Raw genomic sequence first — 12,127 nt, forward strand, 5'->3', positions numbered from 1 at the left:
GATTCGGTTTCTCAGGGAACATACCTTACGCCAATCGCCCTTGGAGTCTAGCGAGCACCTTAGCCTTACCTAGCAAAACGATCGATTGATTAAGATCTGGTCCATGAGTCTGGCCCGTCAACGCTGCACGGATTGGCATAAAGAGTGCTTTCCCTTTAAAGCCAGTATCCTTCTGTACAGTTTTGATCATCTCTTTAATTCCTTCAACAGTGAAAGGAGCTGCGTCCGACTCCAATAATTGATGGAAAGCTCCCAGCACGGTAGGAACTTGTTCCTCCGCTAATACAGCAGCAGCTTCTTCGTCTTCAGCAACTGTCTCACGGAAGAACAACTCCGTCACAGGAACGATATCAGCAGCACAACGGAGTTTATCTTGATGAAGTCCAACAAGTCCCGTCACCCATTCTCTGCCGTCACTATCAAGCGTATCTGGAATACAGCCAGCCTTTTGCAAATGAGGAAGACAGAGATCTACAATGCGTGCCAAATCTGCTCCCTTAATATATTCATTATTCATCCAGCTAAGCTTCTGTGTGTCAAACACAGCAGGGCTCTTGCTAAGACGATCCGAATTAAATACATCTACCAGTTGCTCACGCGTGAACATCTCTTGTTCACCTTCTGGCGACCATCCAAGCAGCGATATAAAATTGAACATCGCCTCAGGCAAGTAACCAAGATTATCGTATTGCTCAATGAATTGGATAATAGATTCATCACGTTTGCTAAGTTTCTTCTTCTGTTCATTAACGATAAGAGTCATATGACCAAATATCGGAGGCTCCCAGCCGAATGCTTCATAGATCATCAATTGTCTAGGTGTGTTTGACACATGATCTTCACCACGAAGTACATGGCTAATACGCATTAGATAATCATCCAATACAACCGCAAAGTTATAAGTAGGTATGCCATCTTTTTTCACGATGACAAAGTCACCCATCTCTGCAGTATCAAAAGTGATCGTACCTTTTACCAGGTCGTCAAATGAATATGTGCGATCTTCCGGTACACGGAAACGAATACTTGCAACTCGTCCTTCTGCTTCGAATGCTTGCTGCTGTTCTTGCGTCAAGTTTCTATGCTTTCCAGAATAACGTGGTGTCTCGCCGCGTTCAGTCTGCTCCTCGCGCTCCTTCTCAAGCTCTTCCTCTGTACAGTAACAACGGTATGCTAGATTACGATCAAGCAGCCCTTGCCAGTGTTCACGATAGATGTCGAGACGTTCTGTTTGACGATATGGACCATATCCGCCGCCAATATCGATACTTTCATCCCAATCAATACCTAACCATTTCAAGTACGTAAGCTGGCTTTCTTCTCCTCCAGCAATGTTACGTTTTACATCTGTATCTTCTATACGGATAATAAATTTACCGCCATGTCTTCTCGCGAATAAATAATTGAATAAGGCCGTTCTTGCATTACCGATATGCAAATGTCCCGTCGGTGACGGTGCGTAGCGTACGCGAACTTCTGTTGTCATGACAAAACTCCTCCTTTTTTAATCAAGCAAACGACTGATTGTGCAGCAATCCCTTCACCTCGGCCGGCAAACCCAAGCTGTTCTGTCGTTGTCGCCTTTACGTTAACTTGCGCAATATCCGCATCAAGCGCTTTAGCGATAATTTCCGCCATTTGAGGAATATACGGAAGCATCTTTGGCTTCTGTGCAATAATAGTGGAGTCTATATTTCCTAGCTTATATCCGCGTTCATCTACAAGTGCCCATACCCGCTCCAAGAGCTTCAAGCTGTCTGCATCTTTATAGGCTTCATCTGTGTCTGGGAAGTGCTTGCCAATATCACCAAGTCCAAGTGCACCTAAGATAGCATCGGATATCGCATGCAAGAGAACATCTGCATCAGAGTGACCTAGCAGACCCTTTTCATACGGAATAGTGACACCTCCAATAATACACGGGCGTCCTTCTACCAACTGATGTACATCAAATCCTTGTCCTACACGAATCATATTTTCTCTTCTCCCCTCATCACCCTGCGCTCCGCCATAAGGTATTCAGCCCACGGCAAATCTTCAGGTGTCGTTATCTTTATATTGGTATACTCCCCTTCAGCTACTACAACTGAAGTACCCATTCGCTCAACGACCATAGCATCGTCTGTGCCTAAGAAACCATTTGCAATTGCACTCTCGTGGGCTTCCATTAGTAGATCACGACGAAAAGCTTGTGGTGTTTGTATCGCCCACAAGCTTTTGCGATCTGGTGTAGCGACAATGACTCCCGTCTCATCAACTTGCTTGATCGTATCCTTAACTGGAACGGCAAGTACAGCTGCTCCATCCTGTAGAGCTCTGGCACAGCAGCCCCGAACTGCCTTCTCAGATACTAGTGGTCGAACACCATCATGAACCATAACCCATTCTGACTTTAATGACTGAAGACCACGGAATACAGAGTACTGACGTTCTGTTCCACCGCTTATTATCGAGGTTACCTTTAACAAACTATATTCCTTCGCCCATTGCTGGCAGCGCTCGATATCTTGATCACCTACAACAAGTGCGATTTCCTCAACAAAGTCCATACGCTGGAATAGCTCCAGAGTATGGACTAGAATAGGCTTGTCCCCAAGCCGCAAATATTGCTTACTCTCTTTTGTCCCCATGCGTGAGCCGCGGCCGGCTGCAACGATGACGACACCCCACTTCTCTCTCATACCCTCTACCTGCCTTAACCGAATGTCAATCGCAAACGGCTCCAGACGTTTAGACTGGCATGAGCTCGTTTCGCGCTGCAAGATAAACCCGGCACACGACGATGTCTATGCCCTTTATCTATGTACAATAGTCATATTGTACCTTGTTACAACGCTTTTTCCAACAGCTTAGGCTTAGCAAATATCATTCGACCCGCGGAAGTTTGTAACACACTCGTAACGAGAACCTCCATCGTCGTACCAATGTAATCCCGTCCACCTTCTACTACAATCATCGTTCCGTCATCCAGATAAGCAACACCTTGCCCATGCTCCTTGCCATCTTTAATCACTTGTACAATAATTTCTTCACCGGGTAGAACGACGGGCTTTACAGCATTGGCAAGATCATTAATGTTAAGGACCGATACTCCCTGAAGCTCACAAACCTTATTTAAATTAAAATCATTAGTGACAACTTTACCGTGCAGTGCCTTCGCTAGCTTGACGAGCTTACTATCCACTTCCCCGATTTCTTCAAAGTCACCTTCGTAAATCAATACTTTCACATCGAGTTCCTTCTGAATTTTATTCAGAATATCTAAGCCTCTACGACCCCGGTTACGCTTCAATAAATCAGAGGAATCAGCGATATGCTGAAGCTCCTCAAGGACAAACTCTGGAATAACGAGTGTCCCTTCAATAAAACCTGTTTTACAAATGTCCGCAATTCTACCGTCGATAATAACACTTGTATCTAGTATTTTGTGTTCCTCAAATCCCTTTACCTCATTGGAAGCCGATGAAGAACGTGGCTTCGCCGCTAGTGCAGCAAAACCATCTACAATTTCATCTTGCTTCGATAGGCTGATGCGCATTCCTACATAACCAAATGCAAGAGCCATAATAGCAGGCAACAATTTACCAATACCAGCTAATCCCGCTACTGACGGGTATAACATAACCGCTAACAATAACCCTGTAAGCATGCCTCCCGCTCCAACGAGTAACTGTCTTAGTGGCATCTCAGATGTTAACTCCACACTCTTCCCAATAAACCGAATTGCTGGGCCCGCCAAAATCGATGCCGCAATAACGCCAAAGAGAGCTCCTACCGCTACATTCATGTAATAAGTGCCGGATTGCTGTAACATGTTGAATGACGAGTTCGACCACATAGCCGCACCATTCACCATGTTGTACACCTCGCCGCCAACCATCCCGCCAAACAACAAACCTATAATCTGTATCATTCGTCTAACCATAAAGGTTCACCTCCATTACAATTATGATCAAATATTTCAATCGTTAATCGTAGTAGGGAGAAAAATGTTAAAGTTTTCTATTTCGAGTCATTTAGGTCGCAATACCCTTTCTTCATAGCATTGTGGAAAAGAGGGCTCGGGAGCATTATAATGATTAAGAGATTACTTCACTAGGGGTAGGTGATTGAGATGGAATCCATGAGTGCACCAACATTGGAACAATTTCAGCAGCAAGTATCTGAACTTTTGCTTCGGCACCGCAGTCTGCTTGATGTCATGTCCAAGCTCGGTCAATCCGGCGCATCCGTAAATCGTGCAGTAACAAAAGCGGTAACGGATTGTGGTTGTATTGAATTGAATGCCCGCAAGCAGCAATACACTGACGAATCTAATCTTGAAAATGCAAAAGATACTTTAGAGAGCCATCTTGCAGGTGCTTTATGCGAACATTGCAACGATGCGATTAAGAGTGAACTTGGACGTAACTTGTTTTATATGACGGCACTATGTAATCTGCTACAGGTACAACTTGATGAAGTCATTGCCGATGAATACGACAAATGCTCTACGCTTGGCTTGTTTAATCTAACATAGGAAACAAAAAGAACGTTTTTGACCACAATGAATATGTGATCAAAAACGTTCTTTTTTGTGGTTTTTTACGCTGGCTTCTCGGATTTCACCGGTTCCTCAGGCGTATCGTTCATCTTGCCACGTTTGCGAAGACGTTTCGGCAAACGGCGATCAACGTTTTTTTTTAGGCCATACAATGCATAGATCAGTAATGGAACAAACAGTATTTTCGACAAATGATGCTCGAAATACACTCCAAGTACGATCGATACAATGATGATGATAGGTACAACCCATATCGCGTTGCGCGGAATGCCTACCTTCTTAAAGTTCGGATATCTTATTGTACTAACCATAAGGAGAGACAATACAATTGTACTTGTAAGAAGGATGGAAACCGGAATTTCGTCTTTAAATAAAGCCATTGTCGCTAGAACTCCGCCAGCTGCTGGTATCGGCAATCCGATAAAGTAACCTGCATTGCTTGTAATGACATTGAATCGAGCCAAGCGCAGCGCTCCGCAAATGGGAAACAGTGCAGTTACGATCCATGCAAGCGCAGGACTTAAGTCTTGAAAAGCAACAACATACATAATAAATGCAGGTGCTACACCAAAAGATATGACATCGGACAAAGAATCCAGTTCTTTACCAAATTCGCTTTGTACATTAAGCGCTCGTGCTACTCGACCGTCTACCCCATCAAGAAGCATTGCAATCAAGACCATTATCGCTGCCATCTCAGGCTTCTCATTAAAAATTAAAATGATGGCCACTATGCCAAGAAATAAATTACCCACCGTGAGAAGGCTCGGTATCGATTTTGCGATCATCTATTCCACCTCTTCTCTACTATGCCCACTTATCGCAGCCATTCTACAGGTCAATGATTGGAACACATTCTATCAATTGTATGGGAATTAAATTTGTCTGTCAATGAACATCTGCTCTTGAATGCGCTTCAAACCGTCCTTAATCGCTCTCGCACGCACTTCCCCAATACCATCGACCTCGTCCAGCTCTTCGATCGTCGCCATTAGTATATGCGGCAAGCGGTGGAAACGTTCCACCAAATTATTCATAATAATTAGTGGCAATCTCGGTATCTTATTAAGCAGTCTAAAGCCCCGCGGTGAAACCGATTCATCAGCCATATTATTCGTATGAGGATAACCAATTAAACGAACAATAGGTGAAGCATCAAGCAACTCATCCGAGCTGAGTTTCTTCAGCCCGTTCCGCAATTCTCTAATTTTTTCATCCGAGTTATCTTTCGCGTAGTCCTTCAGTAAGAACCAAGCATCTTCTTCGACTCCTCCAACAAGCTCATCCATCTGCATGCTGATAAGACGACCTTCCGTACCAAGTTCGTTGACGTAACGACTAATTTCCATCTTGATTCGCAGTACCATCTCAACACGCTGGATAACATGGGCAACTTCTTGCAAAGTAACAAGTTCCTCGAATTCAAGTGCAGACAGATTGGTAAAAGATTGCGTTAATACAGCCTTATATTTCTCTAATGTCTGAATCGCTTGGTTCGCTTTAGTTAAAATTACACCCATCTCTTTGAGCGAATAACGCAGATTGCCTTGGTATAACGTAATAATATTTCTCCGTTGAGAAATAGATACCACTAATCTTCCCGTTTGCTTCGCAACCCGCTCCGCCGTTCGATGACGAATACCCGTTTCAATCGAAGGTATGGAGCTGTTCGGAATGAGCTGAGTATTGGCATAAAGAATGCGCCTCATATCTTCGCTCATAATAATTGCGCCGTCCATTTTGGCTAGTTCATACAAATAATTTGACGAGAAGTCGCAATTGATGGAGAAACCTCCGTCTACTACTTCCATGACTTCTGGGCTATATCCCACAACAATAAGTGCGCCTGTTTTGGCTCTTAACACATTCTCTAACCCTTCGCGAAAAGGGGTGCCTGGCGCTACTAATTGCAATAATTGATTCATCACTTCTTGCTGAGTCGGTTCCTTCATCTGATGCCCCCCTATCCAAGCGCTGCCTTAAGTGCTTCCGCTACTGTATTTACTCCAATTATTTCGATGCCAGAAGGCGGTTTCCAACCCTTCAAACTTTTCTCCGGCATAATAACTCTTTTGAAACCAAGCTTCTCAGCTTCTTTAACCCTTTGTTCTGCTCTAGAAACTGCCCTAACCTCACCCGTTAAGCCGACCTCGCCAAATATGACGTCATACGGCTTTGTTGGTGCATCCCGAAAGCTTGATGCCAGACTAACCGCAGCCGCAAGATCAACAGCTGGTTCATCCAGCTTCACACCGCCCGCTACGTTCAAATAAGCATCCTGCGTTTGAAGAAACATCCCGTTGCGCTTCTCCAAAACAGCGATAATAAGTGCCATTCTGTGATGATCAATGCCGGTCGACATTCTTCGCGGCGATGGGAAATTTGTTGTTGCTACAAGCGCTTGCAGTTCTACAAGAATAGGACGAGTGCCCTCCATACTTGCAACTACTGTCGAACCTGATACACCAAGTGGTCTTTCGGATAAAAAGAGCTCAGAAGGATTGCTTACCTCTCTTAACCCATCTTCACTCATTTCGAAAATGCCGATTTCATTCGTAGAGCCGAACCTGTTCTTCACCGCACGCAACAATCGATACGTATGATGTCGCTCACCTTCGAAATAAAGAACACAGTCCACCATGTGCTCCAGTAACCGTGGGCCCGCAATTGCACCTTCTTTGGTCACATGACCAACCAGCACCGTTGCAATGCCTTTGATCTTGGCTACACGCATGAAATGTGCGGTACATTCTCTCACTTGGGACACACTGCCTGGGGCAGATTCCACACGCGGATCATATACCGTTTGAATCGAGTCGATAACTAAAAAGTCTGGCTTCACAGATTCAATAGCATCATTAATGTGCTCCATGTTCGTTTCACAAAACACAAAGAGCGTTTCAGTTAATGCGCCAAGTCGGTCTGCACGAAGTCTTGTTTGCCGTACAGATTCTTCCCCCGATATGTAAAGCACCGTCAGACCCTTTACCGCAAGAGCGTGGGAAGTTTGTAGCAGCAATGTTGATTTACCAATGCCGGGATCTCCTCCGACTAAGATGAGAGAACCAGGTACGACTCCTCCTCCTAGTACACGATTGAGCTCTACCATCCTTGTTTCAATTCGGGGCTCTTGCCCATTCTCTATATGTATGATAGACTGGGGCTTTTCTTTCGTGTGGATTGTCGATAAGCCAATCCCTTTTGTCTTTACGACTGTTTCTTTCTCTTCTACCATCGTGTTCCACTCATGGCAGCTCGGACATTTACCCATCCATTTTGGTGATTCTGCGCCGCATTCCGTACATGCGAACTTCGTTTTTATTTTGGCCATGCGGAACTCCCTCTAACAAATCTCATATTCAAAGTTTACCATTATATCCTGTTGCAAGAAAGTCATATTATTCCCAAATAATTAGTTAGCATAGACCTTAGCATACCCGACTTTCCGTTACTTTTTATATCGGCTAGATTCGGTGTGCTTGTGAGCGGATACATTCATGAGCTACTAAGGACAATTCCTCGTTCTTTTAATTCATTTAATAACAAAAAACCGCTCTCTCCGTATCTGAGAAAACGGTGTAGATACATCATATTAAAATTCATAAATATCTTCTTTATTATGCCCATTCTCAGATTCATAGTACCGAAGAATTTTCCCATCAATATGATACTTTATCTTCCCATTTAAAATCCCTTCCTCATCCCCTAGAACCTAATACCACGCTCACGAACTAAATTTCAACTCATTGAAACATCCTAACGAACATCAGAGCGCTTATGTGTTAGTAATAAGCGGGTTTTCATTTCTAACGGACCTGAGATTCGTTATTTTTCGATAACCTATGTTTTTCACCCTCTTTATTAGTAAATAAGCATTCCTGTGTCCGTTAACAGGGATTTTAATTGAAAAACTGTCAAATAGCTGATCCTATGTTCGTTAGATCAGTGCTGCCCATCCTTGGACGAACATTAACAAAAAAAGAACCAACCCGCAGCCGAAGCTGTTGGTTGGCTCTTCACTATTATTTCGTCGCTGACTCTTCCGCCTGTACAGGCTCCTTCACCGACTTGATAACGACTAAACCGCCATCCTTCTCATCGATGACAAAAGTATCGCCTTTCTGGATAACACCCATAAGCAGATCTTCGGACAGACGGTCCTCGATATGCTTTTGGATCGCTCTGCGAAGCGGGCGAGCACCATACTGCGGATCGTAGCCTTCCTTCGCAAGGAAGTTTTTCGCTGAATCGGTAAGTGTGAAGTCCACTTGCTGCTCGCGCAGACGTTTGCGAAGCTCGTCGGACATTAACGTAACGATCTCAGCAATATGCTCTTCGCCTAGCGAGTGGAATACGATCGTTTCGTCAATACGGTTCAAGAACTCTGGACGGAAGCTTTTCTTAAGCTCTGCCATTACTTTATCTTTCATCACATTGAATTCACGACCAGCGTCATTGGTAGCTGTGAAACCAAGTGTTGAGTTTTTCTTAATTTGATCAGCACCAACATTCGACGTCATGATGATCAGCGTATTGCGGAAATCGACGACGCGACCTTTTGAATCGGTGAGTCTACCATCCTCAAGCACTTGAAGTAGAATGTTGAACACTTCAGGATGCGCCTTCTCAATCTCATCCAACAAGACGACGGAATACGGCTTACGGCGTACCTTCTCCGTCAATTGACCGCCTTCTTCATAACCGACATAACCCGGAGGCGCTCCAACAAGTCTTGACGTTGAATGCTTCTCCATATATTCAGACATATCGATGCGAATTACGGCATTTTCATCACCGAACATCGCTTCCGCAAGTGCTCTAGCAAGCTCAGTCTTACCGACACCGGTAGGTCCCATAAAGATGAATGAACCTATTGGACGTTTTGGATCTTTAAGACCTGCTCTTGCCCGTCTAATCGCACGGGAAACGGATTTCACAGCTTCTTCCTGACCGATAAGACGACCATGAAGAATCGACTCCATCTTCAACAATCGTTCAGTTTCTTCCTCTGCCAGCTTAACAACTGGAATACCAGTCCAGCTAGCAACTACTTGAGCGATATCATCAGGAGTAACTTCCGAATCTGTGCGTCCCTGCTTTTCTTTCCATTGGTTTTTCGTTATATCAAGCTCTTCACGGATCTTTTGTTCCGTATCACGAAGTGCTGCTGCTTTCTCGAATTCCTGACTTTGTACAGATGCATCTTTTTCCTTGCGGATATCTTCCAGACGTTTCTCAAGCTCCTTCAGATTCGGCGGTACTGTATAAGAGTTCAGCCTAACCTTAGAACTTGCTTCATCAATAAGATCAATCGCTTTATCTGGAAGGAAGCGGTCTGGAATGTAACGATCTGATAGTTTTACAGCTTGAACGATAGACTCATCCGTAATTTTTACACGGTGATGCGCTTCATAACGATCACGAAGTCCGTGCAGGATTTGAATCGCTTCATCTACTGATGGTTCATCAACAGTAATTGGTTGGAAGCGGCGCTCAAGCGCAGCATCCTTTTCGATATACTTTCGATACTCATCCAGCGTTGTTGCACCGATACATTGAAGCTCGCCCCGTGCCAGTGCTGGTTTAAGAATATTGGAAGCGTCAATTGCGCCTTCAGCGCCGCCCGCTCCAATAAGTGTATGAAGCTCATCAATAAAGAGGATAATATTTCCCGCTTGGCGAATCTCATCCATAATTTTTTTCAAACGATCCTCGAACTCGCCGCGGTACTTCGTACCTGCAACGACCGAGCCCATATCAAGCGTCATGACACGTTTGTCACGCAGCGTCTCAGGAATTTCATTTGCAATAATTTTCTGCGCCAATCCTTCTGCAATTGCCGTTTTACCGACACCCGGTTCGCCTATAAGCACTGGATTGTTTTTTGTACGGCGACTAAGCACTTGAATAACACGCTCAATCTCCTTGCTTCGTCCAATAACAGGGTCCAGATTGCCTTCCTTCGCATAAGCAGTTAGATCTCTCGCCAGACCATCAAGTGTTGGCGTACTAACATTAGCTTGCGAGCCGTGGCTGCTGGAGACAGCTTCGCTGCTGCCAAGCAATTGCAGCACTTGCTGGCGTGCTTTATTCAAACTAATCCCTAGATTATTAAGAACTCTAGCAGCTACACCTTCTCCTTCACGAATAAGGCCCAGCAAAATATGTTCCGTTCCAACGTAAGTGTGACCCAGCTTTCTAGCCTCATCCATCGATAATTCAATAACTTTTTTTGCTCTTGGTGTATAGGCGATATTGTTTGGCTGTTCCTGTCCGCGTCCGATCAGTGCTTCAACCTCGTCTTGAATCTTCTCAAGACCTAGTCCAAGTCCAATCAACGCCTTCGCTGCTATGCCTTCGCCTTCTCTAATGAGTCCGAGCAGAATATGCTCCGTTCCAATATTATTGTGACCGAGACGAACGGCTTCCTCTTGTGCTAGAGCCAGAACCTTCTGAGCTCGCTCCGTGAATCTTCCAAACATCATATTTCTGCACCCCCATGTTCATTTTTTTTACTTAACTGTCTGCGAATAAGCTCCGCTCTCCGGTAGTCCCGCTGCTCTGGACTCATCTTCTCGTTAAAAGCCTGCTGCAAAAATCCTGGTTGCGTCATAACAAGCAGCTCATTTAATACATGCGGCGTTATATCCTCCAGCAATCCGAGATCTGATCCAAGTCGCACATCAGACAAACGTTGCGCAGCTTCCTTAGAGTCGATAATAACGGCATGGGACAAAATACCAAATGATCTTCTTACCCTATCCTCAATTCGGATACGCGGTTCATCAAGAAGTCGCTTGCGAGCAGCGCGTTCATGCTCAATAATTTGTCTTGCCACACCGTGCAAATCTTCGATTATCTCATCTTCGGACTTCCCTAGCGTAATTTGATTCGATATTTGGAACAAATTCCCGAGCGCTTCGCTGCCTTCTCCATATAACCCCCGCACTGCAAGACCCACCTGCGTGACTGCCTGCAATATACGGTTGATCTGATTAGTGAGCACTAGCGCCGGCAGATGCATCATAACCGATGCACGTATGCCAGTACCGACATTTGTCGGGCATGTTGTCAAATAACCACGTTTCTCATCAAACGCGTAATCAGCAGCTTCTTCATAAATATCGTCAATTCCGCCTGCCACTGTCCACGCCTCACCTATTTGAAAGCCAGGATATAGACATTGAATGCGCAAATGGTCTTCTTCGTTAATCATAATGCTAACTGCTTCATTATCGCTCAAAATAACAGCTCCGCCGCGTGAATCATTGGCTAGATTCGGGCTGATCAAATGCTTCTCCACAAGCACTCGTTTGTCGAGTTCGCTAAGATCGGAGAGCAAAATCGTATCGAAGTTGCCAAATGTATCAAGCATGCCGGACCGAGCCACCTCTGTGAGCTGATCAAGCACTTCTGTCGCTTGTTGGCTCGTCGCAAGCATCGGGAATGGCTGCTGACGCAAATTGCGTGCGACACGCACCCTGCTGCTAATGACAACATCAGAATCAGGACCTACACCCCTCATCCAATCACTTAGCGCATCTTGTGAGAAACGATGCTTCGTCAATTGGCTCACTCCTTTAC

10 protein-coding genes are annotated in these 12,127 nt (G+C 44.8%); 1 reads left to right on the top strand and 9 read right to left on the bottom strand.

From position 1 onward, the window contains the following. Window positions 1–25 precede the first annotated feature (25 nt). The 4 genes from gltX to MFF31_RS05840 all read right to left on the bottom strand — a co-directional run bounded on the left by gltX (window position 26) and on the right by MFF31_RS05840 (window position 3,925). Window positions 26–1,486, bottom strand: coding sequence for a glutamate--tRNA ligase (gltX, locus tag MFF31_RS05825; protein ID WP_238187133.1), 1,461 nt, complete (start codon window positions 1,484–1,486; stop codon window positions 26–28). Next, window positions 1,483–1,974, bottom strand: a complete 492-nt coding sequence (gene ispF, locus MFF31_RS05830) for a 2-C-methyl-D-erythritol 2,4-cyclodiphosphate synthase (RefSeq protein WP_238187134.1) — start codon at window positions 1,972–1,974, stop codon at window positions 1,483–1,485. Before ispF ends, gltX begins: the two co-directional genes overlap by 4 nt. Further along, window positions 1,971–2,681, bottom strand: a complete 711-nt coding sequence (gene ispD / locus MFF31_RS05835) for a 2-C-methyl-D-erythritol 4-phosphate cytidylyltransferase (protein WP_238187135.1) — start codon at window positions 2,679–2,681, stop codon at window positions 1,971–1,973. The genes ispF and ispD overlap by 4 nt, the downstream gene beginning before the upstream one ends. A gap of 146 nt (window positions 2,682–2,827) precedes the next feature. Beyond that, window positions 2,828–3,925, bottom strand: coding sequence for a PIN/TRAM domain-containing protein (locus MFF31_RS05840; protein ID WP_238187136.1), 1,098 nt, complete (start codon window positions 3,923–3,925; stop codon window positions 2,828–2,830). Between the two features lie 198 nt (window positions 3,926–4,123). Between MFF31_RS05840 and MFF31_RS05845 the strand changes: the two genes are divergently transcribed. Continuing rightward, entirely contained in the window at window positions 4,124–4,519 is a 396-nt protein-coding gene (locus tag MFF31_RS05845) for a nucleoside triphosphate pyrophosphohydrolase family protein (protein ID WP_238188500.1), read from the top strand. Between the two features lie 65 nt (window positions 4,520–4,584). On the opposite strand, the gene pssA is transcribed toward MFF31_RS05845, so the two are convergent. The 5 genes from pssA to mcsB all read right to left on the bottom strand — a co-directional run bounded on the left by pssA (window position 4,585) and on the right by mcsB (window position 12,110). Further along, window positions 4,585–5,331, bottom strand: coding sequence for a CDP-diacylglycerol--serine O-phosphatidyltransferase (gene pssA / locus MFF31_RS05850; protein ID WP_238187137.1), 747 nt, complete (start codon window positions 5,329–5,331; stop codon window positions 4,585–4,587). Window positions 5,332–5,418: 87 nt separating this feature from the next. After that, window positions 5,419–6,495 carry a DNA integrity scanning diadenylate cyclase DisA gene (gene disA / locus MFF31_RS05855; protein WP_238187138.1) on the bottom strand — a complete coding sequence of 359 codons (1,077 nt, stop codon included), beginning with the start codon at window positions 6,493–6,495 and terminating at the stop codon, window positions 5,419–5,421. Window positions 6,496–6,506: 11 nt separating this feature from the next. Continuing rightward, window positions 6,507–7,874, bottom strand: coding sequence for a DNA repair protein RadA (gene radA / locus MFF31_RS05860; protein ID WP_238187139.1), 1,368 nt, complete (start codon window positions 7,872–7,874; stop codon window positions 6,507–6,509). 691 nt (window positions 7,875–8,565) lie between these two features. Continuing rightward, window positions 8,566–11,028: an ATP-dependent Clp protease ATP-binding subunit gene (locus tag MFF31_RS05865; protein WP_238187140.1), complete on the bottom strand. Its 2,463-nt coding sequence runs from the start codon at window positions 11,026–11,028 to the stop codon at window positions 8,566–8,568. Continuing rightward, entirely contained in the window at window positions 11,025–12,110 is a 1,086-nt protein-coding gene (gene mcsB, locus MFF31_RS05870) for a protein-arginine kinase McsB (RefSeq protein WP_238187141.1), read from the bottom strand. The genes MFF31_RS05865 and mcsB overlap by 4 nt, the downstream gene beginning before the upstream one ends. Window positions 12,111–12,127 lie beyond the last annotated feature (17 nt).

It is taken from the genome of Paenibacillus sp. L3-i20, from assembly GCF_022180385.2.
Classification (GTDB): Bacteria; Bacillota; Bacilli; order Paenibacillales; family Paenibacillaceae; genus Pristimantibacillus.